This is a genomic window from Streptomyces sp. NPDC100445, assembly GCF_044759735.1.
Taxonomy (GTDB): domain Bacteria; phylum Actinomycetota; class Actinomycetes; order Streptomycetales; family Streptomycetaceae; genus Streptomyces.
This window is the reverse complement of record NZ_JBIVZV010000003.1, coordinates 1-24,744: the sequence shown is the minus strand read 5'-3', so window position 1 is coordinate 24,744 and position 24,744 is coordinate 1. Positions and strand designations below refer to the sequence as shown.

Below are 24,744 nucleotides of genomic sequence, written 5' to 3'. Positions count from 1 at the left end.
GGCGCCCCCCGTTGCCAGGGGGCGCCCTCAGTGTGCTTCGGTGGTCAGTTGGTGCCGCCGATGTGGTGGACGCGGATCATGTTGGTGGTGCCGGGGACCCCGGGGGGCGAGCCGGCGGTGATGATGACCGTCTGGCCCGCGTCGAAGCGGCCGAGCCGGGCGATCTCCTGGTCCACCAGGTCGACCATCTCGTCGGTGGTGTTGACGAACGGCACGACGTGCGACTCGACGCCCCAGCTGAGGGTGAGCTGGTTGCGGGTGCCCTCGTCGGTGGTGAAGGCGATGATCGGCTGGCTGGCGCGGTAGCGGGACAGCCGGCGCGCGGTGTCACCGGACTGGGTGAAGGCGATCAGGCCCCGGCCGCCGAGGAAGTCGGCGATCTCGGCGGCGGCGCGGGCCACGGAACCGCCCTGGGTGCGCGGCTTCTTGCCCGGCACCAGCGGCTGGAGGCCCTTGGAGAGCAGTTCCTGCTCGGCCGCCGTGACGATCTTCGACATGGTCTTGACCGTCTCGACCGGGTAGGCGCCCACGCTGGACTCGGCGGACAGCATGACCGCGTCGGCGCCGTCCAGGATCGCGTTGGCCACGTCGGAGGCCTCGGCGCGGGTCGGACGGGAGTTGGTGATCATCGACTCCATCATCTGGGTCGCGACGATCACCGGCTTGGCGTTGCGCCGGCACAGCTCGATCAGGCGCTTCTGCACCATGGGGACCTTCTCGAGCGGGTACTCGACGGCGAGGTCGCCGCGGGCGACCATCACGGCGTCGAACGCCGCGACGACGTCCTCCATGTTGTCGACGGCCTGCGGCTTCTCCACCTTGGCGATGACGGGGACGCGGCGGCCCTCCTCGTCCATGACGCGGTGGACGTCCTGGACGTCCTTGGCGTCGCGGACGAAGGAGAGGGCGACCATGTCGCAGCCCATGCGGAGGGCGAAGCGCAGGTCCTCGACGTCCTTCTCGCTGAGCGCGGGCACGTTGACGGCCGTGCCGGGCAGGTTGATGCCCTTGTGGTCGGAGACGACACCGCCCTCGATGACGATCGTCCGGACCCGGGGGCCCTCGACGTCCAGGACCTTCAGCTCGACGTTGCCGTCGTTGATCAGGACCTGGTCGCCGCGCGACACGTCGCCCGGGAGCCCCTTGTACGTCGTGCCGCACAGGTGCTTGTCGCCCGGCACGTCCTCGGTCGTGATGACGAACTCGTCGCCGCGCTCGAGCTCGACGGGGCCCTCGGCGAAGGTCTCCAGGCGGATCTTGGGGCCCTGGAGGTCGGCGAGGACGCCGATGGGGCGGCCGGTCTCCTTGGACGCGGCCCGGACGCGGTCGTACCGCGCCTGGTGCTCGGCGTGGGAGCCGTGGCTGAAGTTGAACCGGGCCACGTTCATGCCCGCCTCGATCATGGCGACGAGCATCTCGTGGGAGTCGACCGCGGGGCCGAGAGTACAGACGATTTTCGAACGGCGCATGGAGCGATCCTATCGGTTTGTTTCGCTACGGAATATTCCGTCTGGTGGAAGATACAAATGAGTGTGGCACCGCTCAGGTGCTATTCAGTTGTGCTTTCCGACCAGTGCGTAGGTCTGCGTCGCGATCTCCAGTTCCTCGTCCGTCGGCACCACGGCCACCGCCACCCGGGCGGACTCCGGTGAGATCAGCCGCGGCCCGTCGCCGCGGACGGCGTTGCGCTCCGGGTCGACCGCCAGACCCAGGCTCTCCAGGCCCGCCACCGCCGCCTCGCGCACCGGTGCCGCGTTCTCGCCGACCCCGGCGGTGAACGCCACCGCGTCCACCGTGCCGAGGACCGCGTAATAAGCGCCGATGTACTTCCTGAGCCGGTGAATGTAAATGTCGAAGGCGAGAGCGGCCTCTTCGTCGCCCTCGTCGATCCGGCGCCGGATCTCCCGCATGTCGTTGTCCCCGCAGAGACCGAACAGACCGCTCCTCTTGTTGAGGAGAGTGTCGATCTCCTCCATGGACATTCCGCCGACACGCGCCAAATGGAAGATGACGGCCGGGTCCAGATCACCGGAACGCGTACCCATCACCAGCCCCTCCAAGGGGGTCAGTCCCATGGAGGTGTCCACGCAGCGGCCCTTCTCGACCGCCGACGCCGAGGCGCCGTTGCCCAGGTGCAGCACGATCACGTTGACCTCGGAAGGGTCCTTGCCCAGCAGCCGCGCCGTCTCCCGGGAGACGTAGGCGTGCGAGGTGCCGTGGAAGCCGTAGCGGCGGATGCGGTGCCGGTCGGCGATCCTCGGGTCGATGGCGTAGCGCGCGGCGGACTCCGGCATCGTCGTGTGGAAGGCGGTGTCGAACACGGCGACCTGGGGCAGGTCGGGACGCAGGGCCCGCGCGGTGCGGATGCCGGTGAGGTTGGCCGGGTTGTGCAGCGGGGCGACCGGGATCAGCCGTTCGATCTCGGTGACCACCTCGTCGTCGATGACGGTGGGCTCGGTGAAGAACAGCCCGCCGTGCACGACCCGGTGCCCGATCGCGGCCAGCTCGGGGGAGTCCAGGCCGAGGCCGTCCCGGCTCAGCTCCCCGGCGACGGCCTTGAGCGCGGCGTCGTGGTCGGCGATGGGGCCGCTGTGCTCGCGGGTGTCGCCGGTGGCGAGGCAGGTGTGCCGCAGCCGGGAGGTCTGCTCGCCGATGCGTTCGACCAGGCCGGCCGCGAGCCGGCCGCTGTCGCGCATGTCCAGCAGCTGGTACTTCAGAGAGGAGGAGCCGGAGTTCAGGACGAGGACGCGGGTGGGGGTGCTCACTGCTCGGGTGCCTTCTCGCTGAGGTTCTGGGCCTGGATGGCCGTGATGGCGACGGTCGTGACGATGTCCTGGACGAGGGCGCCCCGGGACAGGTCGTTCACCGGCTTGCGCAGGCCCTGGAGGACCGGGCCGACGGCGATCGCGCCGGCCGAGCGCTGCACGGCCTTGTAGGTGTTGTTGCCGGTGTTGAGGTCGGGGAAGATCAGCACGCTGGCCTGCCCGGCGACCTCGGAGCCGGGCAGCTTGGTGGCGGCGACGGACGGTTCCACGGCCGCGTCGTACTGGATCGGCCCCTCGGTCTTCAGGTCGGGCCGCCGGTCGCGGACCAGCTCGGTGGCCGCGCGCACCTTGTCGACGTCGGCGCCCGAACCGGAGGTGCCGGTGGAGTACGACAGCATCGCGATCCGCGGCTCGACGCCGAACTGGGCGGCGGTGGCGGCCGACTGGACGGCGATGTCCGCGAGCTGCTCGGCGTCCGGGTCCGGGTTGACCGCGCAGTCGCCGTAGACCAGCACCTTGTCGGCCAGGCACATGAAGAACACCGACGAGACGATGGCCGCCTCCGGCCGGGTCTTGATGATCTCGAAGGCCGGCCGGATGGTGGCCGCCGTGGAGTGCACCGAACCGGACACCATGCCGTCGGCCAGGCCCTCCTGCACCATGAGAGTGCCGAAGTAGTTGACGTCGGAGACGACGTCGTGGGCCAGCTCGACCGTGACGCCCTTGTGGGCGCGCAGCGCCGCGTACTTCTCGGCGAAGGCGTCGCGCAGCTCGGAGGTGGCCGGGTCGATCAGCCGGCAGTCGCCGAGGTCGATGCCGAGGTCGGCGGCCTTCTTGCGGATCTGCTCCACCGGGCCGAGCAGGGTCAGGTCGCACACGCCCCGGCGCAGCAGCACCTCGGCCGCGTGCAGCACCCGCTCCTCGGTGCCCTCGGGCAGGACGACCCGCCGCTTGTCGGAGCGGGCCTGCTCCAGGAGCTTGTGCTCGAACATCATCGGGGTGACCCGGTCGCTGCTGGGTGCCGAGACCCGGCGGGCCAGGTCGGCGGTGTCGGCGTAGCGCTCGAACAGGCCGAGCGCGGTCTCCGCCTTGCGCGGGGTGGCCGCGTTCAGCTTGCCCTCCAGGGAGAACAGCTGCTCGGCGGTGGGGAAGCTGTTGCCGGCGACCGAGATCACCGGGGTGCCCGGGGCGAGGCGGGCGGCCAGGGTGAGGATCTCGTCGCTCGGCACCTCGTTCAGGGTGAGCAGCACACCGGCTATCGGCGGGGTGCCGGCGCTGTGCGCGGCCAGCGAGCCGACGACCAGATCGGCGCGGTCCCCGGGGGTGACGACCAGACAGCCCGGGGTGAGGGCGGTGAGGAAGTTCGGCAGCATCGCACCGCCGAAGACGAAGCCCAGGGCGTCCCGGGCGAGTCCGGAGTCGTCGCCGAGCAGCACCCTGGCACCCAGGAACTGGGCGATCTGCGCGACCGTCGGCGCGGACAGCGCCGGCTCGTCGGGGAGCACGTACGTGGGGACGGGCAGCCGGTCGGCGAGGCGCTCGGCGATCTCGTCGCGGTCCTCCCGGGCCACCCGGTTCGCGACCATCGCGAGGACGTCGCAGCCGAGGCCGTCGTAGGCGCGGAAGGCGTTGCGGGTCTCGGCCAGCACCGACTCGGCCGGCTGCCGGCGACCGCCCACCACCGGGATCACCGACGCGCCGAACTCGTTGGCCAGCCGGGCGTTCAGTGACAGCTCGTCCGGCAGCTGGGTGTCGGCGTAGTCGGTGCCGAGGACCAGGACGACGTCGTAGTCCCGGGCCACCAGGTGGAAGCGGTCGACGAGGGCGGAGACCAACTCGTCGGTGCCCTGTTCGGCCAGGAGCGAGGACGCCTGGTGGTAGTCCATGCCGTAGACGGTGGCCGGGTCCTGGGCGAGGCGGTAGCGCGCCCGCAGCAGCTCGAAGAGCCGGTCGGGGCCGTCGTGGACGAGCGGACGGAACACGCCCACCCGGTCGACCTGCCGGGTCAGCAGCTCCATGACCCCCAGTTCCACGACCTGACGGCCGTCACCCCGGTCGATCCCGGTCACGTACACGCTGCGCGTCACGTGTCCACTCCGTTCCCTCTGTCGTGTGTGCCGTGGCTGTCGCGTCGGCGGCATAAAAATCGCTCACCGAGGTGAGCAGAACCCTCTTGACAATACCTCCGCTGCCGGATAAGGCGCCCGTCAAGACATCTCCTGCCCAACGGACGTGAAAGAATCGGGATCGGCTCACCGGTACCGACAGCGAGCAGGAGACACAGCACGATGCGCATCGGAGTTCTCACCGCAGGTGGCGACTGCCCCGGCCTGAACGCCGTGATCCGGTCGGTCGTGCACCGGGCGGTGGCGCAGTACGGCGACGAGGTCATCGGTTTCGAGGACGGTTACCGGGGTCTGCTCGACCGCCACTACCGGGCCCTCGACCTGGACGCGGTCAGCGGCATCCTGGTCCGCGGCGGCACCATCCTCGGCTCCTCCCGCCTGGAGCGCGACCGGCTGCGGGAGGCCTGCGAGCGGGCCACCGACATGGTCGAGGAGTTCGGCATCGACGCGCTGATCCCGATCGGCGGCGAGGGCACCCTGACGGCGGCCCGCATGCTCTCCGACGCCGGCCTCCCGGTCGTCGGCGTGCCCAAGACCATCGACAACGACATCTCCTCAACGGACCGCACCTTCGGCTTCGACACCGCCGTCGGCGTCGCCACCGAGGCGATGGACCGGCTCAAGACCACCGCCGAGTCCCACCAGCGGGTGATGGTCGTCGAGGTCATGGGCCGGCACGCCGGCTGGATCGCTCTGGAGTCCGGCATGGCCGCCGGCGCCCACGGCATCTGCCTGCCCGAGCGGCCCTTCGACCCGGCCGACCTGGTCAAGATGGTCGAGGAGCGGTTCGCCCGCGGCAAGAAGTTCGCCGTCATCTGCGTGGCCGAGGGCGCGCACCCCGCCGAGGGCACCATGGACTACGGCAAGGGCGCCATCGACCAGTACGGCCACGAACGCTTCCAGGGCATCGGCACCGCCCTCGCCTACGAGCTGGAACGGCGCCTGGGCAAGGAGGCCAAGCCGGTCATCCTCGGCCACGTCCAGCGTGGCGGTGTGCCCACCGCGTACGACCGCGTCCTCGCCACCCGGTTCGGCTGGCACGCCGTCGAGGCCGCGCACCGCGGTGACTTCGGGCGGATGACCGCGCTGCGCGGCACCGACGTCGTCATGGTGCCGCTCGCGGAGGCGGTCACCGAGCTGAAGACGGTCCCCAAGGACCGCATGGACGAGGCGGAGTCGGTCTTCTAGACCCCGCCGGCCGCCGCGGCGGCCCGGTCCCAGAAGTGCTCCACGATCCGGTCGAGGAAGTCCCGGCCGGAGTCGCTGGCACCCGTGCCGCCACCGCCCCAGCTGAGCGTGGCGGCCATGTGCCCCTGGTAGTCCTGGTGCAGCCCGCGCAGCACCGACTCCAGGACGTCCCGGTCGAGCGGGGCGATCCGCAGCACCGGCCCCACGTAGGCCTGCCATCGGGTGGTCACCGCGCTGTGCAGCAGTTCCGCGAGCCGGATCTCGCGGCCGGTGACGGCGACGAGGTCGGGCAGGGCCAGCCCGAGGACCCGCGCCAGCGCGGCCGACCGGCGTTCGTCGCCCCGCCACTGTCCGCTCTCCTCCGCGCGCAGGTACGCGCGCAGGTCCATGCCGACGGCGCGGGCGACGTCCTCGGGGGCCACGCCACGGGCGACGCGGTGCTCGCGCAGCGTCCGCGGCCGGCCGATCAGTTCACCCGGGGAACACCACAACACGCCTGCCAGCGCCGTGAGTTCGGCATTGCCGGGGCGGGCGGTGCCGCGTTCCCAGGTGATCACGAGGTCGGGGGTGACGTACGGCAGCCCGTACGAGACCCGCATCCCGTGGGCGACGTGCTCGGGCCCCATGCCCAGCGCGGCACGGAGCCTGCGGGCGGCGAGGGCGTCGAACGGGGGAGCAGGGGGGTTCGGCTGGGCTGAGGGTTGGCGCACCCGGCACACCGTAGGCCCGCACCGCCCACCTGACTACGGTCGGTTCCACCGAGACCACGGGTCGTAGGAACGTACGGCCTGATCACTCCGTAGACCCGGACACGCGGTGCCCCGCCGACCGACCGGGCCGGGCGCGCCTGGGGCGGCTGGGCTGGGGGCGGGGGTGCCTGGCCCGGCGGGGCCGGGGGGTGGGGGCGCCTCCGCCCGGCGGGGCCGGTGCCTTCGCGCGCCATAACGGCGCCGGGGTGCCTCGGTCGACGCCGGGCCGCTGAGCTGGGCCGCGAGGCCCGGCCCGGCCGCTCGGCGGACCACAGTCCAAGGCCCCCGGCGCCCCGCGCCCACCCCTCCACCCCGGCCCCCTGATGCGCTCGCCCCCGGCAGCTGCGGCTCGCCACCCCGACCGACCGGGCTGGGCGCCTCGGTCGGCGGAGCCGGGGGGATACCTCGCCCTGCGGGGCCGGTGCCGTCTCGCCCTGCGGTGCTAGTGCAGTCTCGGTCGACAGCTCGGCCGCTGAGCCCGGGCCGCGAGGCCCGGCCCGGCCGCTCGGCGGACCACAGTCCAAGGCCCCGGCGGCCGACTCCCGGCCTCCGGTCCCCGTCCCCTCGCGGCCGACTCCCGGCCTCCGGTCCCCGTCCCCTCGCGGCCGACTCCCGGCCTCCGGTCCCCGGCCCGTCGCGGCCGACTCCCGGCCTCCGGTCCCCGGCCCGTCGCGGCCGACTCCCGGCTTGGCGGTCCCCGGCCCCTCGCGGCCGACTCCCGGCCTCTGGTCCCCGGCCCGTCGCGGCCGACTCCCGGCCTCTGGTCCCCGGCCCGTCGCGGCCGACTCCCGGCCCCCGACTCCCGACCCCGGCCCCCGACCCCCGGCTCCCTGATGCGCTCGCCCTCCGGCTGCGGCTCGCCGCCCCGTTCGGTCGGGGCGCGTTCGGTCGGGCCGCCACCTCACGGTCGCCGGTCCCTGCCTGCCGGCCGCCGAGCCTGTGGGCGCCGGGCGTGAGGCCCGCGATCGTGGTGGTCCCCGCCTGACAGCCCCGGCCCACCTCCCACCGATCGGCTCGCCCCTCGCTGCGGCTCGCCGCCCCGGTCGGTCGGGGCCCCGTTCGCTCGGGCCGCCACTTCACGGTCGCCGGCGCCTGCCTGCGGGCCGCCCATGCCTGTTCGGGTCGCGGCCGTTGTCGTCCCCGCCCGGCGGCCTCCGTCCGCGCTCGTCGGGCGCCTCGCCATCCGACTCCGACGTCCGGCCCCCGGTGCCCCGCCGTGCCCTCGGCCCGCGGCCGTTCGCTGGATCGGCCGGCCCGCCGCGGCGCTCCGCCCCTCGGGTGGACGGTCAGGGGGGCGGGGATTTCCAGCGGTAGACCAGTTCCGGGCGGCCCACCTGGCCGTACAGCGGGCTTCGGCCGGCGCGGCCCGTTTCCACCAGGTGCTCCAGGTACCGGCGCGCGGTGATGCGCGAGATGCCCACGGACTCGGCGACCCCCGCCGCCGTGAGCCCCTGCGGCGCACCCCGGAGCGCACCCGTCACCCGTTCCAGCGTGGGCCCGCTCAGCCCCTTCGGCAGCGCGGCCGGCGACGGTGCCCGCAGACTGGCGAGCGCCCGGTCCACCTCGTCCTGCCCGCTCGCCTCGCCCACCGCCGCGCGGAACTCGGCGTACCGGACGAGCCGGTCCCGGAGCGTCGCGAACGTGAACGGCTTCAGGACGTACTGGACGACGCCCAGCGAGACCCCTTCCCGGACCACCGCGAGGTCCCGGGCGGACGTCACCGCTATGACGTCCGCGTGGTGCCCGGCGGCCCGCAGGGACCGGGCGAACTGGAGTCCGTGCACGTCCGGGAGGTGGAGGTCGAGCAGCAGCAGGTCCACGGGCGTGCGGTCCAGGACGCGCCGCGCCTCCGCGCCCGTGTGCGCCTTCCCGACCGCGACGAACCCGGGCACCCGGCCGACGTACAGCACATGCGCGTCGGCGGCGACCGGGTCGTCCTCGACGACGAGGACGCGGATGGGTTCCCGCCCGCCGGTCACCGGTCACCGCCCGGGGCCGTGCGCACCGGCAACCGCACTTCGAACACCGCTCCGCCCTCACCCTCCTCGTCGGACCCGGTCGCCGTCAGCGTGCCGTGGTGGCGGCCGACCGCCTGCCGGACCAGGGCCAGCCCGAGCCCCCGCCCGCCGGGCCCGGCCGGCTTGGTGGAGAACCCGCGCCGGAACAGCAGGTCGGCGTGGGCGGGGTCGACCCCGGGACCGGTGTCCGCCACGCGCAGCACGACCTCGGCGGCCGAAGCGTACGCCGTCACCGTCACCCGCGCCCGCGCCGTCCCCTGGGCGGCGTCCACCGCGTTGTCGATCAGGTTGCCGAGGATGGTGACCAGGTCCCTCGCGGACAGCTCCGCCGGGAGGAGCCCGTCGTCCAGCCGGCTGTCGGGGGACACGACGAGTTCGACGCCCCGCTCGTTCGCCTGGGCGGTCTTGCCCAGCAGCAGCGCGGCGAGGACGGGTTCGCTCACCGCCGCGACCACCTGGTCGGTGAGGGCCTGGGCCAGTTCCAGTTCGGCCGTCGCGAACTCCACCGCCTCCTCGGCCCGGCCCAGCTCGATGAGGGAGACGACGGTGTGCAGGCGGTTGGCGGCCTCGTGCGCCTGCGAGCGCAGGGCCTGGGTGAAGCCGCGCTCGGAGTCCAGTTCGCCCATCAGTGACTGGAGTTCGGTGACGTCCCGCAGGGTGACGACCGTGCCGCGGCGCTCACCGCCGGACACCGGGGACGTGTTCACCACCAGGACCCGGTCCGCCGTGAGGTGCACCTCGTCGACGCGGGGTTCGGAGGACAGCAGGGCGCCGGTCAGCGGGGCGGGCAGCCCGAGTCCGGCGACCGAGCGCCCGATCAGGTCGCCGTCGCCGTCCCCGTCGCCGCCCACGCCCAGCAGTTCCCGGCCGCCGTCGTTGATCAGGGCCACCCGGTACCGGGCGTCCAGCATCAGCAGGCCCTCGCGGACCGCGTGCAGCGCGGCCTGGTGGTAGTCGTGCACGCGGCTCAGCTCGGTGGCGTTCATGCCGTGGGTGTGGCGGCGGAGCCGTGCGTTGATCACGTACGTGCCGACCGCGCCCAGCAGCAGGACACCGCCGGCGACGCCGAGCAGGGCGGCCAGCTGGTCCCGGACGCGGGCGCTGATCCTCTGCACGGTGATGCCGGCGCTGACCAGCCCGGTGACCCGGCCGTGGTCGGTGACGGGGGTGACCGCGCGGACGGACGGGCCGAGCGTGCCGGTGTAGGTCTCGGTGAAGGTGCGGCCGTGCCGGGCGGGTTCGATGGTGCCGAGGAAGCGCCTGCCGATCTGCCGCCGGTCGGGGTGGGTCCAGCGGATGCCGGACGGGGTCATGATCGTCACGAAGTCCACGCCGGTGTCCCGCGTGACCTGGAGGGCGTACGGCTCCAGCCGCCCGCTGGGGTCGGCCGTGCGGACGGCCGCGCGGACCGAGGGGGAGTCGGCCGTCGCGCGGGCCACCGCCGTCGCCTGCCGGGCGGCGGCGTCCTCGGCCTGCCGCTGGTCGCTGACGTAGGTGAACAGCGCGTACCCCGCCAGCACCACCGCGACCAGGACGGCCTGCATGGCGAACAGCTGGCCCGCCAGGCTGCGGGGCCGCGGGAGGGTGGGGAGGCGCATGCCAGCAGTGTGCCTCGCGGGCCGGGCGGGGCGTGAACGGGCGGCCGGGCGCGAACTCAATGAACACAAGGGTGACCGCCCTCACAGGGGCGGGGGATAGTCACGGCGTCCCCCCGACAACGCCCGGACGTGAGCCGCACGCCGGTTGTCCACCGACGAAGACGTCAAGGAGGCAGTCGTGTCCGCCAGCACCCCCGGTACGGCTCCTGCCGCACCCCGCGCGCAGCGGGACCGGACCCACTACCTGTACATCGCCGTGATCGCGGCGGTCGCGCTCGGCATCGCCGTCGGGCTGATCTGGCCCGACGCGGCGGTGCAGCTGAAGCCGCTGGGCACCGGGTTCGTGAACCTGATCAAGATGATGATCTCGCCGATCATCTTCTGCACGATCGTGCTCGGCATCGGTTCCGTGCGCAAGGCCGCCAAGGTCGGTGCCGTCGGCGGCATCGCCCTCGGCTACTTCCTGGTGATGTCGCTCGTCGCGCTCGCCATCGGTCTCGTCGTCGGCAACGTGCTGCACCCGGGCGCGGGGCTGCACCTGACCGAGGCGCTGCGGCAGACCGGGCACGCCCAGGTGTCCAGCGACGCGCTGCCGCCCGTGGACTTCGTGCTGTCGATCATCCCGGGCACGTTCGTGTCCGCGTTCACCGAGGGCCAGGTCCTCCAGACGCTGCTGGTGGCCCTGCTCGCCGGGTTCGCGCTCCAGTCCATGGGGTCGGCGGGGCAGCCGGTGCTGCGGGGTGTCGAGCACATCCAGCGGCTGGTCTTCCGCATCCTGTCGATGGTGATGTGGGCCGCGCCGGTCGGCGCGTTCGGGGCGATCGCGGCCGTGGTCGGCTCCGCGGGCGTCGACGCGCTCAAGAGCCTCGCCGTGCTGATGCTGGGCTTCTACGTCACCTGCTTCCTGTTCGTCTTCGTGGTGCTCGGCGCGGTGCTCCGGATCGTCGCGGGGCTGAACGTCTTCTCCCTCTTCAAGTACCTGGCGCGGGAGTTCCTGCTGATCCTGTCCACCTCCTCCTCGGAGTCGGCGCTGCCGCGGCTGATCGCGAAGATGGAGCACCTGGGCGTCAGCCGGCCGGTCGTCGGCATCACCGTGCCGACCGGGTACTCCTTCAACCTCGACGGCACGATGATCTACATGACCATGGCGTCGCTGTACATCGCCGACGCGCTGGGCACGCCGATGTCGGTGGGCGAGCAGATCCCGCTGCTGCTGTTCCTGCTGCTGGCGTCGAAGGGCGCGGCGGGTGTCAGCGGGGCCGGTCTGGCGACGCTGGCCGGCGGGCTCCAGTCGCACAAGCCCGCGCTGGTCGACGGGGTCGGGCTGATCGTGGGCATCGACCGGTTCATGAGCGAGGCGCGCGCGCTGACGAACTTCGCGGGCAACGCGGTGGCGACCGTGCTGGTGGGGACGTGGACCAAGGAGATCGACAAGGCGCGGGTGCGCCGGGTCCTCGCCGGTGAGCTGCCGTTCGACGAGACGACCCTGCTGGACGAGGGGCGCCCGGCGGCGGGCGAGCTGCCCGAGCCGCGCGGGGACGGCGAGAAGGAGCTGGCCACGGCCTGATGCGCCACGAGTTCCGGACGTCCGGCCCGGCCTGAACCCGGGCCGGGCGTCCGGTCACCGCCGCCGGGCGGCCGAGTCTCCCCCGTACCTCGGCCGCCCGGCTCCCGCGTTCGCCCCGCCCGCGTCCCCGTCCCCCTTCGTTCCTTTCCGCTTCCTTCGTTCCGTCCCTCCGCTACGACACCTCGGCCACCAGCTCGGTGGCCCGCGAGGCGGGTACGCCCGCCGCGGTCAGCACCGCGACCGTGGCCGCGCGGCCCGCCTCCTGTGCTGCCAGCAGGCCGTCGTTGACCGCCTCCGTCACCGCGAACAGCATCTGCTCCACCACGTAGGCGAGGGCGGGCGCGGGCAGCGGGGAGACGAAGACGCCCTCGTCCAGTCCGCGCTGGAGGAGCCGGATCTTGTCGTCGCGCACGGGTGCGAGGCGTTCGCGGATGCCCTGCACGGTGACCGTGCGCTGGGCCAGGGCGATCAGGAGCCGGTAGCGGTCGGCCACCGGCCACAGGGCGAGCACCGAGCGGGCCACCGCCTCGGCCGGGTCGGACACGCCGGCGCGGGCGTGCGCGTCGGCGTCGGCGAGCGCCTCCACCGCTCCGTCCACCAGGGTGCTGATCAGGGCTTCCCGGTTGGGGAAGTGGCCGTACACCGTGCGCCGTACGACCCCCGCGGCGCGCGCGATCTGGTCCATGGAGGCGTCGGGATCGCGCAGCAGTTCGGTGAGGGCGACGTCGAGGATGCGACGCCGGTTGGCGTCGGCGCGGCTGGTGTTACCCGTGGTCATGGCGGTCATTGTGCCTCCCCGGCTCGACTTGCACGGCGCTGTGCAACCACGTACATTGCACATAGTTGTGCAATTGCACGTCACTGTGCAAGTCGAGGCGGTGTGCCGGACGCCCGCGCCGGCCGCCGCTCCGGGAAGGAGACCCCCTGCCATGCGACTCGTCATGACCGAACCGGTCGACACGACGGAGCGCCCCTACGCCCGGCGCTGGTGGGCACTGCTCGTGCTCTGCCTCAGCCTGCTGATCATCGTGATGGCGAACACCGCGCTCACGGTCGCCGCGCCCGACATGACCCGGGACCTCGGGCTGTCCAGCGCCGACCTCCAGTGGGTCATCGACGGCTACACCGTGCCGTACGCGGCGCTGATGCTGCTGCTCGGCGCGATCGGCGACAAGTACAGCCGGCGCGGGGCGCTCGTCCTCGGGCTGGTCGTCTTCGGCGGCGGCGCCGTCTTCGGCTACCTCGCCGACAGCTCCACCACCGTCATCGCGGCCCGGGCCGTGATGGGCGTCGGCGCGGCCCTGATCATGCCGGCCACGCTCTCGCTGCTGGCCGCCACCTTCCCGCGCGCCGAGCGGGCGAAGGCGATCACGCTGTGGACCGCCACCGCCGGACTCGCCATCGCCGCCGGACCCGTGGTCGCCGGTGCCCTGCTGCGCGACCACGGCTGGTCCTCGACGTTCCTGATCAACGTGCCCATCGCGGCCGTCGCCGTCATCGGCGCGCTGGTCCTCGTCCCGCCGTCCAAGGCCGGCCACCACGACCGGATCGACTACGTCGGCGGACTGCTCTCCGTGCTGTGGACCGGCGCCCTCGTCTACATGATCATCGAGGGGCCGCACTTCGGCTGGCACGCCAAGGCCGTCGGGGCGGCGGTGCTCGCGGGCGTCGGCCTGGTCGCCTTCGTCCTGTGGGAGCTGCGCCACCCGCGCCCGATCCTGGACGTGCGCCGCTTCGCCGGCCGCCGCTTCGCGGGCTCCAACCTCGCCGTCGCCCTGTTCTTCCTGGCCGTCTTCGGCGCCTTCTACTACCTGACCCAGCACCTCCAGTTCGTCCTCGGCTACGACGCCCTCCAGACCGGTGTGCGCATGCTGCCGCTGGCCGGTGCCGTCTTCGTCGGCTCCGCCCTGACCGGCTGGCTCACCCCGCGCGTCGGTATGAAGTGGACCGTCAGCGCGGGCATGGTCGGTGGCACCACCGCCCTCGCCCTGCTGACCCGGGTGGACGCGGGCTCCGGCTACGGCGACTTCGTGGCCCCCCTGATCATCCTCGGCCTGGCCATCGGCCTCGCCCTCTCGCCCTGCACCGACGCCATCATGGGCGCGTTCCCCGAGTCCGAGCTGGGCGTCGGCGGCGCCGTCAACGACACCTCGCTGGAGCTGGGCGGCTCGCTCGGCATCGCCCTGCTCGGCTCCCTGCTCGCCACCTCCTACGGCGACCACCTCTCCGACGCCACCGCCGGCAGCAAGCTCCCGGCGAGCGCCCTGGACACCGCGCGGGACTCGGTCGGCGCCGGGTACGCCGTCGCGCAGGGCATCGGCGACAAGGCGCACGCCCTGGCCGAGCGGGCGGCGGCCGCCAAGGACCCGCAGCAGGCCGCGCAGCTCAAGCAGCAGGCCGCCGAGCTGGCCGCCGGCGCCCGGCAGATGGCGGACGCGGTGGGCTCGTCCTTCTCCGACGCCGTCGCCCGCACCAGCCTGGTCGGCGCGGTCATCCTCGGCGTCGGCACGGTTCTCGTGGCCGTCCTGCTGCCCCGGCGCGACTCCACCGCGCCGGAACCGGCTACGGAGCCGGAGCCTGAGACGGAGACCGGGGAGCGCGAGCCGGCGGACAGCCGGGCCGGCTGACCCGCGTCCCGCCCCGCACCGACGCGCGGACGTGTCGTTCCCCATCCGGCGGAACGGCACGTCCGCGCGTGGCGTCTGTACGCGTATGGAGGAACGAGGATGACGATCGACTGGGACCGGCGGACCTGCGCGCGCAAGGGTCATGTGACCTACGCGCCCGACGATCCCCGGCTGCGGGTACGGCTGCACGTCCGGACCGCGCTCGGGGACGCGTGGCGCTGCCTGCGCTGCGGCGACTTCGCGCTCGGCGAGCCGCACGGCTCGGGGCCGGCCGGCGACGCGCCGCTGGTGCCGCGCGGCAAGGTGCTGCGGGACCTGTTCGTCCTGCGCTTCCTGGCGGTCGAGCGGGCCGTGCGCGGGGTGTTCATCGTGCTCGTCGCGGTCGCGGTCTGGAAGTTCAGCAACAGCCGGGACGCGGTGCGCCGGCTCTTCGACGAGTACCTGGACGTCTTCCGCCCGGTGTTCCGGCACTTCCACTACGACCTCGACCACTCACCGGTCATCGGCTCGGTGCAGAAGGCCTTCGGTTACCGGCACTCCACGCTGCTGCTGGTGGCCGCCCTGCTGCTGGCCTACGCGCTGGTCGAGCTGATCGAGGCGGTCGGCCTGTGGTACGCCAGGCGGTGGGCGGAGTACCTGACGGTGGTCGCGACGGCCGCCTTCCTGCCGCTGGAGATCTACGAGCTGACCGAGCACGTCAGCTGGGTCAAGATCGCCACGCTCGTCCTCAACGTCCTCGCGGTCCTCTACATCGCCGTGACCAAGCGGCTGTTCGGGCTGCGCGGCGGGCGCCGCCGCTTCGAGGAGGAACGGCACAGCGCCTCCCTCATGGAGGTGGCCGAGTCGGCGGGGGTCCCGGTCTTGCCTTGACGCCCACGTCAACCCGTACCGTCGGGGACATGCGAATCGGCGAGCTGGCCACGCGGGCCGGGACCACGACACGCACCCTGCGCTACTACGAGGCGCGCGGGCTGCTGCCGGCCCGGCGCGACGGCAAGGGACACCGCACGTACGACGAGGGCGACCTCAGGCTGCTCCGGCAGATCCGTACCCTCCAGGACTTCGGGTTCGACCTGGAGGAGACGCGGCCGTTCGTGGAGTGCCTGCGGGCCGGCCACCCGGACGGCGACTCCTGTCCGGCCTCGCTCATGGTCTACCGGCGCAAGCTGGCGGAGCTGGACGCGCTCATCGGGCAGTTGACGGCCGTGCGAGGGACGGTCGCCGGACAGCTGGAGCGGGCCGAGCGGGCCAGGGACGAGCTGGCCGCCGAGGCGCTGGTTCCGGGGGGCCCGGAACCCGTGTGCGAACTGGGAGGGCTGACACGGTGAGTCTGGTGAGCGGACTGGCGGAAGTGACGGACGCCGATTTCGAGGCGGAGGTGATCGGCTCCGACCTGCCGGTGCTGGTGCAGTTCACGGCCGAGTGGTGCGGCCCGTGCCGGCAGCTCGCGCCGGTGCTGAAGGACATCGCGGCCGAGGAGGGCCACCGGCTGAAGGTGGTCCAGATCGACGTGGACCGCAATCCGGGGACGACGATCTCCTACGGGGTGATGGCCACGCCCACGCTCCTGCTGTTCCGCGACGGAGAGCCGGTGCGCTCGATCGTGGGGGCGCGTCCCAAGCGCAAGCTGCTGGCGGACCTGGCGGACGCGCTGTAGGACCGCCCCGCGACACGAGAAATCCCCCGGGCAATTGCGCCCGGGGGATTTCTCTGCGTATATTCAGTGGTTCGCGACTTCTATTCGAATGGTCGCGAAGAAGTTCAGTGGGCACAGTGTATGCGGGCGGGAGCGGAATTGTCAAACGCGGATCTGTCGAACAGCGAATTTCCGGACGATGAATTGCGGGACGAACAGGAATTCATCGACGGACTGTACGCACGCGTGGACGTGCTGCTCGGCGAGGCCGAGACCTCCGTGGCGGACGCCCTCGCCCAGGGCGACAAGCCCATGCAGGCCCGGCTGGAGCGGGACATCCTGGTCGCCGAACGCTCCGGGCTCCTCGCCGCGCTCAACGCCGTGGACGGCTCGCTCTGCTTCGGCCGGATCGACCTGACCGACGGCACCAGGCACCACATCGGCCGCATCGGCCTGCGCGAGGACGACGCCGAACGCACCCCCGTCCTCGTCGACTGGCGCGCCGACGTCGCCCGCCCCTTCTACCTGGCCACCGGCCACACCCCGATGGGGCTGCGCCGCCGCCGGCACATCGCCACCGACGGCCGGACCGTCACCTCCCTGCACGACGAGATCCTGGACCTCGGCGACGCCACCCGCACCGGCCACGAGGACCCCACCGGGGACGCCGTGCTGCTCGCCGCGCTGAACTCGGCCCGCACCGGCCGCATGAGCGACATCGTGCAGACCATCCAGGCCGAACAGGACGAGATCATCCGCGCGCCCCACCGCGGCGTGCTGGTCGTGGAGGGCGGCCCAGGCACCGGCAAGACCGCGGTCGCCCTGCACCGGGCGGCCTACCTGCTCTACGAGTACCGGGAACTGCTGGCCCGCCGGGCCGTGCTCATCGTCGGCCCCAACCCGGCCTTCCTCGGCTACATCGGCGAGGTGCTGCCCTCCCTCGGCGAGACCGGGGTGCTGCTGGCCACGGTCGGCGAGCTGTTCCCCGGCGTCCGGGCCACCGCCACCGACACCCCCGCGGCGGCCGCCGTGAAGGGCCGCGCCGGCATGGCCGACGTGCTCGCCGCCGTCGTACGCGACCGGCAGACGCTGCCCGACCCGGTCCTCGCCATCGAGCACGACCGCGAGGTGCTGATGCTCGACGACGGCCTGGTCCGCGTCGCCCGGGAACGGACCCGCGCCGCGAAGGTGCCGCACAACGCGGCCCGCGAGTACTTCGAGGGCCACATCCTCAACACCCTCACCGAGCTGTACGCCGAACGCGTGGGCACCGACCCGTACGACGGCAGCAGCCTGCTCGACGCCTCCGACATCACCCAGATCCGCGACGAACTCGCCGAGAACCCCGCCGTCCGGTCCGCCGTCGACCAGCTGTGGCCCCGGATCACCCCGCAGCGGCTGCTCGCCGACTTCCTCGCGGCACCGGACGACCACCTCCCCCAGGAGGACGCGGACGCCGTCCGCCGCCCGGTGACCCGCGCCTGGACCGTCGCCGACGTCCCGCTGCTGGACGAGGCGGCCGAGCTCCTCGGCGAGGACGACCGGTGGGCGCGGGCCCGCGCGGACCGCGAGCGCGAGACCCAGATCGCCTACGCGCAGGGCGTGCTGGACGTCTCCTACGCCTCCCGGACCTACGAGTTCGAGGACAAGGAGGACAGCGACCCAGAGGCATCGGAGGTGCTGTCGGCGCACGACATCATCGACGCCGAGCGGTTCGCCGAGCGGCAGGAGGAGGCGGACCACCGCAGCGCCGCCGAGCGGGCCGCCGCCGACCGCACCTGGGCGTTCGGGCACATCATCGTGGACGAGGCGCAGGAGCTGTCGCCGATGGCCTGGCGGCTGCTGATGCGGCGCAGCCCGACCCGCTCGATGACCCTGGTCGGCGACCCGGCCCAGACCGCGGAGGCGGCCGGCGTCGGCTCCTGGGCGGACATTCTCGCCCCCTACGTCGAGGACCGCTGGGACCACACCCGCCTCGGCGTCAACTACCGCACCCCGGCCGAGATCATGGACCTCGCCGCCGCCGTGGTCCGCGCCCGGGAACCCGGATTCGAGCCGCCCAGCTCGGTCCGGTCGACCGGGGTACGGCCCTGGGTGCGGCGGGCCACCGGTGACCTGCCCGGCGCGGTCGCCCGGGCGGCCGCCGAACTCGCCCCCGCCGAGGGCCGGCTCGCGGTGATCGCGCCGCGCGCGCTGCACCGCTCCCTGGCCGCCCGGCTGGACGGGGTCACGGCCGGCGCGGAACCCGACCTGACGCGCGGCACCGTCCTGCTCGACCCGCGCCAGGCGAAGGGGCTGGAGTTCGACTCGGTCCTGGTGGTCGAGCCGGCCGCCTACGGCACGAGCGACCTGTACGTGGCCCTGACCCGGGCCACCCAGCGGCTCGGTGTGCTCCACACGGGCTCGCTGCCGCCGGGCCTCGCCGACGGGGAGTAACGCGTCGGGCCCGGGGGCGGCCGGCCCCCGGGCCCGTGTCCCGCCCGGTCAGGCGGGGCGCAGCCAGACGGTCGCCAGCGGCGGCAGCGTCAGGCGGATGCTGGCCGGCCGGCCGTGCCAGGGGTGCGCCTCGGGCTTGACGACGTCCGGGTTGGTGGCGTCCCCGCCGCCGTAGCGCGCCGCGTCCGTGTTCAGCACCTCCACCCAGGCCGGCACGTCCTCCGGGACGCCGATCCGGTAGTCGGTGCGGACCACCGGGGCCAGGTGGGAGACGGCGAGGAGCGGGGTGCCGTCGGCGTCGTGGCGCAGGAACGCGAAGACGTTGTCGTCGGCCGCGTCACCGGTGACCCACGCGAAGCCCGCCGGGTCGGTGTCCCGCTGCCACAGCGCCGGGGTGGCCCGGTACACCTTGTTCAGGTCCGACACCAGGTCCCGTACGCCCCGGTGGTCGGCCTCCGCGCCGTAGGCCGGGTCGAGCAGCCACCAGTCCGGGCCCCGCACCTCCGACCACTCGGCGCCCTGCGCGAACTCCTGCCCCATGAACAGCAGTTGCTTGCCCGGGTGGGCCCACATGAAGCCGAGGTAGGCGCGGTGGTTGGCGCGCTGCTGCCACCAGTCGCCCGGCATCTTCGACACCAGGGAACCCTTGCCGTGCACCACCTCGTCGTGCGAGATGGGCAGGACGTAGTTCTCGCTGTAGGCGTACACCATGGAGAACGTCATCTCGTGGTGGTGGTGCCTGCGGTGCACGGGGTCGTGGCTCATGTAGGCCAGCGAGTCGTGCATCCAGCCCATGTTCCACTTCAGGCCGAAACCGAGCCCGCCGAACCCGCTGGGGCCGGTGAGGTGGGTGGGGCGGGTGACGCCGTCCCAGGCCGTGGACTCCTCGGCGATGGTCACCACGCCCGGGCAGCGCCGGTACACGGTGGCGTTCATCTCCTGGAGGAAGGCCACCGCGTCCAGGTTCTCCCGGCCGCCGTGCTCGTTCGGCACCCACTGGCCCGGCTCGCGCGAGTAGTCCAGGTAGAGCATCGAGGCGACCGCGTCCACGCGCAGCCCGTCGATGTGGAACTCCTCGCACCAGTAGACCGCGTTGGCCACCAGGAAGTTGCGGACCTCGCGCCGGCCGAAGTCGAACTCCAGCGTGCCCCAGTCGGGATGGGCGGCCCGCCGCGGGTCGTGGTGCTCGTACAGCGGGCGTCCGTCGAAGGCGGCCAGCGCCCACTCGTCGCGCGGGAAGTGCGCCGGCACCCAGTCCATGATGACGCCGATGCCGGCCTGGTGCAGCCGGTCCACCAGGTACTTGAAGTCGTCCGGGGTGCCCAGCCGGGCCGTCGGCGCGTAGAAGCCGGTGACCTGGTAGCCCCAGGAGCCGCCGAAGGGGTGCTCGGCGACCGGCATCAGCTCCACGTGCGTGAACCCGGTCTCGGTCAGGTACGCCGGCAGCTGTTCGGCCAGCTCCCGGTAGCTCAGGCCCGGCCGCCAGGACGGCAGGTGCACCTCGTAGACCGAGAGAGGGGCCTCGTGGACCGGGACGTCCGCCCGGTGGGCCATCCACTCGGCGTCGCCCCACTCGTGGTGCGAGGCGTGCACGACCGAGGAGGTGGCGGGCGGCGCCTCGGTACGGCGGGCCATCGGGTCGGCGCGCAGGGTGCGCGAGCCGTCCGGGCGGGTGATCTCGAACTTGTACAGCTCGCCCTCGCCGATCCCGGGCACGAACAGCTCCCAGACCCCGGTGCCGCCCAGCGAGCGCATCGGGAAGCCGGTGCCGTCCCAGAAGTTGAAGCCGCCGGTGACCCGCACACCCAGCGCGTCGGGCGCCCACACCGCGAACCGGGTGCCGGTGACCCCCTGGTGGGTGGTGACGTGCGCGCCGAGCGCCTGCCACAGCTGCTCGTGCCGGCCCTCGCCGATCAGGTGCAGGTCCAGGTCGCCGAGCGTGGGCAGGAAACGGTAGGCGTCCTCGGTCTCCTGTTCGGTGCCGTCGTACGTCACCAGCAGCCGGTACGCGGGGACCTCCGCGAGCGGCAGCAGGCCGGAGAAGAAGCCGTCGCCGTCGTCGTGCAGCTCGGCCCGGACCCCGTCACCGGCCACGGTGACCGCCCGCGCGTACGGGCGGAACGCGCGGAAGGCGACCCCGCCCGGCACCCGGTGCGCGCCCAGCACGGAGTGCGGGGCGTGGTGGGTGCCGTGCAGCAGCCGCTCGCGGTCCCCGGCGTCCACGGCCGGGGAGACGGCCGCCTCCAGGACGGGCGCGGGAGCCTGCGGCGGCACCCGCGTCTCCTGCGCGGGCACCCCGGTCTCCTGCGGCGCCCGCACCGGCCTGTTCCTGCCGGACTTGTTCTTCGCGTTCTTCGGCGTGGCTGACTTCTTGGACGTCACGAGCGGGTCTCCCGGGCGAGGATCGGGTCAGGTCGGGTCGGACGCGGCGAGGCGGCGGATCGCCGACAGGGGTACGGGGAGCCAGTCGGGCCGGTTGCGGGCCTCGTAGACGACCTCGTACACCGCCTTGTCGGTCTCGTAGGCCCGCAGCAGCACCGGGTCGGTGCGCGGGTCGGCGCCGCTGACCTCCGCGTATCCGGAGCAGTAGGCGGCCCGGCAGCGCTGCGCCCACTCCGGGTCGGGCGCGCTCGCCGAGTGGGACGCGTAGTCGAAGGAGCGGAGCATGCCCGCGACGTCCCGCACCGGCGGCTGCGGCATGCGCCGTTCGGCCAGCGGCCGGGCCGGCTCGCCCTCGAAGTCGATCAGCGACCACTCGCCGGCCGGCGAGCGCAGGCACTGCCCGAGGTGCAGGTCGCCGTGGACGCGCTGGGCGGTCCAGGTACGGCCCTCGGCCGCCAGGTCGGCCAGCGCCTCGTAGGCCGAGCACAGCCCCCGCTCGTACGGGCGCAACGCCGGCACCGCCTGCACGGCCGCCGACAGTCGCTCCCGCATGCCGTCCACCAGCGACTCCAGCTGGGTGTGGCCGAGGGTGACCGTCGGCAGGGCGCGGGCCAGCGCGGTGTGCACCTCGGCGGTGGCCCGCCCCAGCGCCCGCGCCTCGGCGGTGAAGTCCTCGCCCTTGGCCAGCTCGCGCAGCGCCAGCTCCCAGCCGTCGGCGGCGCCGTTCACGAACGGCTGGAGGACGGCCAGGACGTAGGCGTCGGTGTCCACGTCGGCGTGCAGCCACGCCGTCGGCGCGGGCACCCGGGGGCAGTCCTCGCGGGCCAGGGCGAGCGGGATCTCCAGGTCGGGGTTGACGCCGGGCACGACCCGCCGCAGCAGCTTGAGGATGAACGTATCTCCATAGACCACGGACGAGTTGGACTGCTCGGCCGTCATCAGCCGGGCCACCAGGCCCGACCGGATGTCCTGCCGCGCATCCCGCTCGAAGCGCAGCCCGCCGACGCGCGCCTGGGTGCGCAGGGCCTCCAGCAGCACCTCGGCGGGCCGCGCGTCGTAGAGGGCCTCGTACACCGTGCGACCGGCGAGCGGGCCCTCCTCCACGTGTCCGATCAGCGCGGGCGCCAGCCGGGGCGGCAGCGCCTCGCGCACGCCTATGAGGAGCTGGTAGCAGTCCCCGGCGTGCGGCGGCGTGCCGGGCGCGGACGGCTGGTGGACGCGCAGCAGCAGGTGGTACAGGCCCAGCCGGCCGTCGGGCGGCAGGAGTTCGGTGACGGCGACGGCGGTGAAGCCCGTGACCGGGCGGCCCTTGCCCGCGAACCAGCGCTGCCGCGGCAGCCAGGTGCGCAACAAGGGGTCGAGCGAGGTGAGGAGGGAACTGGTGGTGCCAGAGAGGGTGACCGTCTCCGCCATGGGCGTCACGTCCTTTCCCCGGGTCGTCGGGGTGTTACTACTCCGTGCCCCGGGCGGGGCGGTGGAAACGCCCCGCCCGGGCAGGTCCGGCCGCACTACGCGGCGTCCCGGCGCAGCCGGAACCAGTAGAAGCCGTGGCCCGCGAGGGTGAGCAGGTACGGCAGTTCGCCGATCGCCGGGAACCGGACCCCGCCGAACAGCTCGATGGGATGCCGCCCCTCGTACCGGCTCAGGTCCAGCTCCGTCGGCTGGGCGAAGCGGGAGAAGTTGTGCACGCACAGCACGATGTCGTCGCCCTCCTCCTCCGACAGGGGCGCCTCGCGCAGGAAGGCGAGCACCGCCGGGTTGGAGGACGGCAGTTCGGTGTAGGAGCCGAGTCCGAAGGCGGGGTTCTGCTTGCGGATCTCGATCATGCGGCGGGTCCAGTGCAGCAGGCTGGACGGGGAGGCCATGGAGGCCTCGACGTTGGTCACCTGGTAGCCGTGGACCGGGTCCATGATCGCGGGCAGGAAGAGGCGCCCCGGGTCGCAGGAGGAGAAGCCGGCGTTGCGGTCGGGGGTCCACTGCATGGGGGTGCGGACGGCGTCGCGGTCGCCGAGCCAGATGTTGTCGCCCATGCCGATCTCGTCGCCGTAGTAGAGGATCGGCGAGCCGGGCAGGGACAGCAGCAGGGCGGTGAACAGCTCGATCTGGTTGCGGTCGTTGTCGAGCAGGGGCGCGAGGCGCCGGCGGATGCCGATGTTGGCGCGCATCCGCGGGTCCTTGGCGTACTCGGCCCACATGTAGTCGCGTTCCTCGTCGGTGACCATCTCCAGGGTCAGCTCGTCGTGGTTGCGCAGGAAGATGCCCCACTGGCAGCCGGAGGGGATCGCGGGCGTCTTGGCGAGGATCTCGGAGACCGGGTAGCGCGACTCGCGGCGCACGGCCATGAAGATGCGCGGCATGACGGGGAAGTGGAACGCCATGTGGCACTCGTCGCCGCCGGCCGCGTAGTCACCGAAGTAGTCGACGACGTCCTCGGGCCACTGGTTCGCCTCGGCGAGGAGCACCTTGTCGGCGTACTGCTCGTCGATCTCGCGGCGCACCCGACGCAGGAACGCGTGGGTGGCCGGGAGGTTCTCGCAGTTGGTGCCCTCCTGCTGGTACAGGTACGGCACGGCGTCCAGCCGGAGCCCGTCGATGCCGAGGTCCAGCCAGAACTTCAGCGCGGAGATCATCTCGTCCTGCACGGCCGGGTTCTCGTAGTTGAGGTCCGGCTGGTGCGAGAAGAAGCGGTGCCAGTAGTACTGCTTGCGTACGGGGTCGTACGTCCAGTTGGAGGCCTCGGTGTCGACGAAGATGACGCGGGCGTCCTGGTACTGCTTGTCGTCGTCGGCCCAGACGTAGTAGTCGCCGTACGGACCGTCCGGGTCCCGCCTCGACTCCTGGAACCACGGGTGCTGGTCGCTGGTGTGGTTCATGACGAAGTCGATGATCACGCGCATGCCGCGCTGGTGCGCGGCGTCCACGAACTCCACGAAGTCGGCGAGGTCACCGAACTCGGGCAGCACGGCGGTGTAGTCGGACACGTCGTAGCCGCCGTCCCGCAGCGGGGACTTGAAGAACGGCGGCAGCCACAGGCAGTCCACGCCGAGCCACTGGAGGTAGTCCAGTTTCGCGGTGAGTCCCTTCAGGTCGCCGACGCCGTCGCCGTTGCTGTCCTGGAAGGAGCGGACCAGCACCTCGTAGAAGACGGCGCGTTTGAACCACTCGGGGTCCCGGTCCTTGGCGGGAGTGTCCTCGAAGGTGTCCTGAACGGGCTCGTTGACGCTCATATGGTGGCTGACCCTCCGATCGGCGGGGTGGACGGTCGCAGGACGGTGAAGACGTGCGCGGGCCGGTGCCCCGGTTCGAGGCGCACGTAGTTGGTCCTGCCCCAGTAGTAGGTCTCGCCGGTGAGCTCGTCGCGCACCGGCACGGACTCGTGCCAGTCCAGGCCGAGTTGCGGCATGTCCAACGAGACCGTGGCCTCCTGGGTGTCGTGGGGGTCGAGGTTGGCGACCACCAGAACCGTGTTCGATCCGCTCCGCTTCGAGTAGGCGATCACCGCGTCCTTGTCGACGTGGTGGAAGTGCAGGTCGCGCAGTTGCCGCAGGGCCGGGCTCCGGCGTCGTACGGCGTTGAGGCGGGTGATCAGGGGGGCGATGGTGCGGCCCTCGCGTGCGGCGGCCTCCCAGTCGCGGGGGCGCAGCTGGTACTT

The 24,744-nt window shown here is 72.8% G+C and carries 18 protein-coding genes; 7 read left to right on the top strand and 11 right to left on the bottom strand.

Annotated features, from left to right (window positions below; genetic code table 11):
- Positions 1-44 precede the first annotated feature (44 nt).
- The 3 genes from pyk to pta form a co-directional block, all read right to left on the bottom strand.
- On the bottom strand, positions 45-1,469 hold the full coding sequence (gene pyk, locus ACIQVT_RS09070) for a pyruvate kinase (protein WP_403749828.1): 1,425 nt from the start codon (positions 1,467-1,469) through the stop codon (positions 45-47).
- Between the two features lie 84 nt (positions 1,470-1,553).
- Positions 1,554-2,765, bottom strand: a complete 1,212-nt coding sequence (locus ACIQVT_RS09065) for an acetate kinase (protein WP_403749824.1) — start codon at positions 2,763-2,765, stop codon at positions 1,554-1,556.
- Entirely contained in the window at positions 2,762-4,852 is a 2,091-nt protein-coding gene (pta, locus tag ACIQVT_RS09060; protein WP_403749822.1) for a phosphate acetyltransferase, read from the bottom strand. The genes ACIQVT_RS09065 and pta overlap by 4 nt, the downstream gene beginning before the upstream one ends.
- A 201-nt stretch (positions 4,853-5,053) precedes the next feature.
- On the opposite strand from pta, the gene ACIQVT_RS09055 reads away from it, so the two are divergent.
- Positions 5,054-6,079, top strand: coding sequence for an ATP-dependent 6-phosphofructokinase (locus tag ACIQVT_RS09055; protein WP_403749819.1), 1,026 nt, complete (start codon positions 5,054-5,056; stop codon positions 6,077-6,079).
- Here ACIQVT_RS09055 and ACIQVT_RS09050 read toward each other — a convergent pair.
- The 3 genes from ACIQVT_RS09050 to ACIQVT_RS09040 form a co-directional block, all read right to left on the bottom strand.
- The gene (locus ACIQVT_RS09050; protein ID WP_403749816.1) at positions 6,076-6,789 is read right to left on the bottom strand and encodes a helix-turn-helix domain-containing protein; all 714 of its coding nucleotides are present in this window, start codon (positions 6,787-6,789) and stop codon (positions 6,076-6,078) included. The two genes, ACIQVT_RS09055 and ACIQVT_RS09050, sit on opposite strands and share 4 nt — an antisense overlap.
- A 1,325-nt stretch (positions 6,790-8,114) precedes the next feature.
- The gene (locus ACIQVT_RS09045) at positions 8,115-8,807 is read right to left on the bottom strand and encodes a response regulator (RefSeq protein ID WP_403749812.1); all 693 of its coding nucleotides are present in this window, start codon (positions 8,805-8,807) and stop codon (positions 8,115-8,117) included.
- Positions 8,804-10,444: an ATP-binding protein gene (locus ACIQVT_RS09040; protein WP_403749809.1), complete on the bottom strand. Its 1,641-nt coding sequence runs from the start codon at positions 10,442-10,444 to the stop codon at positions 8,804-8,806. Before ACIQVT_RS09040 ends, ACIQVT_RS09045 begins: the two co-directional genes overlap by 4 nt.
- A 178-nt stretch (positions 10,445-10,622) precedes the next feature.
- Here ACIQVT_RS09040 and ACIQVT_RS09035 point away from each other — a divergent pair, with 178 nt between their 5' ends.
- Positions 10,623-12,011, top strand: a complete 1,389-nt coding sequence (locus ACIQVT_RS09035) for a cation:dicarboxylate symporter family transporter (protein WP_403749806.1) — start codon at positions 10,623-10,625, stop codon at positions 12,009-12,011.
- A gap of 172 nt (positions 12,012-12,183) precedes the next feature.
- Here ACIQVT_RS09035 and ACIQVT_RS09030 read toward each other — a convergent pair whose 3' ends face one another.
- Positions 12,184-12,798: a TetR/AcrR family transcriptional regulator gene (locus ACIQVT_RS09030; protein ID WP_403749802.1), complete on the bottom strand. Its 615-nt coding sequence runs from the start codon at positions 12,796-12,798 to the stop codon at positions 12,184-12,186.
- 142 nt (positions 12,799-12,940) lie between these two features.
- Between ACIQVT_RS09030 and ACIQVT_RS09025 the strand changes: the two genes are divergently transcribed.
- The 5 genes from ACIQVT_RS09025 (at position 12,941) to ACIQVT_RS09005 (ending at position 18,710) form a co-directional block, all read left to right on the top strand.
- Entirely contained in the window at positions 12,941-14,638 is a 1,698-nt protein-coding gene (locus tag ACIQVT_RS09025; protein WP_403749799.1) for an MFS transporter, read from the top strand.
- Between the two features lie 99 nt (positions 14,639-14,737).
- Positions 14,738-15,508 (top strand): DUF2127 domain-containing protein, encoded by a 771-nt coding sequence (locus ACIQVT_RS09020; protein ID WP_403749794.1) that lies wholly within the window; start codon positions 14,738-14,740, stop codon positions 15,506-15,508.
- A gap of 29 nt (positions 15,509-15,537) precedes the next feature.
- Positions 15,538-15,966: a MerR family transcriptional regulator gene (locus tag ACIQVT_RS09015; protein ID WP_403749789.1), complete on the top strand. Its 429-nt coding sequence runs from the start codon at positions 15,538-15,540 to the stop codon at positions 15,964-15,966.
- 14 nt (positions 15,967-15,980) lie between these two features.
- Positions 15,981-16,295: a thioredoxin gene (gene trxA / locus ACIQVT_RS09010; RefSeq protein ID WP_403750907.1), complete on the top strand. Its 315-nt coding sequence runs from the start codon at positions 15,981-15,983 to the stop codon at positions 16,293-16,295.
- Positions 16,296-16,415: 120 nt separating this feature from the next.
- The gene (locus ACIQVT_RS09005) at positions 16,416-18,710 is read left to right on the top strand and encodes a HelD family protein (RefSeq protein WP_403749785.1); all 2,295 of its coding nucleotides are present in this window, start codon (positions 16,416-16,418) and stop codon (positions 18,708-18,710) included.
- Positions 18,711-18,758: 48 nt separating this feature from the next.
- Here ACIQVT_RS09005 and glgB read toward each other — a convergent pair whose 3' ends face one another.
- The 4 genes from glgB to ACIQVT_RS08985 form a co-directional block, all read right to left on the bottom strand.
- Entirely contained in the window at positions 18,759-21,092 is a 2,334-nt protein-coding gene (gene glgB, locus ACIQVT_RS09000; protein ID WP_403749782.1) for a 1,4-alpha-glucan branching enzyme, read from the bottom strand.
- Between the two features lie 27 nt (positions 21,093-21,119).
- Positions 21,120-22,505 (bottom strand): phosphotransferase, encoded by a 1,386-nt coding sequence (locus ACIQVT_RS08995; protein WP_403749779.1) that lies wholly within the window; start codon positions 22,503-22,505, stop codon positions 21,120-21,122.
- A 95-nt stretch (positions 22,506-22,600) separates the two neighbouring features.
- Entirely contained in the window at positions 22,601-24,319 is a 1,719-nt protein-coding gene (gene treS, locus ACIQVT_RS08990; RefSeq protein ID WP_403749777.1) for a maltose alpha-D-glucosyltransferase, read from the bottom strand.
- Positions 24,316-24,744: DUF3459 domain-containing protein (locus ACIQVT_RS08985; protein ID WP_403749775.1), on the bottom strand; the 429-nt coding region annotated here is incomplete at its 5' end. The genes treS and ACIQVT_RS08985, both read right to left, overlap by 4 nt.

What these genes read in the sequence shown, in the direction of transcription:
- pyk (WP_403749828.1), bottom strand. Translation starts at nt 1,469, where the DNA reads ATGCGCCGTTCGAAAATCGTCTGTACTCTCGGCCCCGCGGTCGACTCC.
- ACIQVT_RS09055 (WP_403749819.1), top strand. Translation starts at nt 5,054, where the DNA reads ATGCGCATCGGAGTTCTCACCGCAGGTGGCGACTGCCCCGGCCTGAAC.
- ACIQVT_RS09040 (WP_403749809.1), bottom strand. Translation starts at nt 10,444, where the DNA reads ATGCGCCTCCCCACCCTCCCGCGGCCCCGCAGCCTGGCGGGCCAGCTG.
- ACIQVT_RS09030 (WP_403749802.1), bottom strand. Translation starts at nt 12,798, where the DNA reads ATGACCGCCATGACCACGGGTAACACCAGCCGCGCCGACGCCAACCGG.
- ACIQVT_RS09025 (WP_403749799.1), top strand. Translation starts at nt 12,941, where the DNA reads ATGCGACTCGTCATGACCGAACCGGTCGACACGACGGAGCGCCCCTAC.
- ACIQVT_RS09020 (WP_403749794.1), top strand. Translation starts at nt 14,738, where the DNA reads ATGACGATCGACTGGGACCGGCGGACCTGCGCGCGCAAGGGTCATGTG.
- ACIQVT_RS09015 (WP_403749789.1), top strand. Translation starts at nt 15,538, where the DNA reads ATGCGAATCGGCGAGCTGGCCACGCGGGCCGGGACCACGACACGCACC.
- ACIQVT_RS09005 (WP_403749785.1), top strand. Translation starts at nt 16,416, where the DNA reads ATGCGGGCGGGAGCGGAATTGTCAAACGCGGATCTGTCGAACAGCGAA.
- ACIQVT_RS08995 (WP_403749779.1), bottom strand. Translation starts at nt 22,505, where the DNA reads ATGGCGGAGACGGTCACCCTCTCTGGCACCACCAGTTCCCTCCTCACC.
- treS (WP_403749777.1), bottom strand. Translation starts at nt 24,319, where the DNA reads ATGAGCGTCAACGAGCCCGTTCAGGACACCTTCGAGGACACTCCCGCC.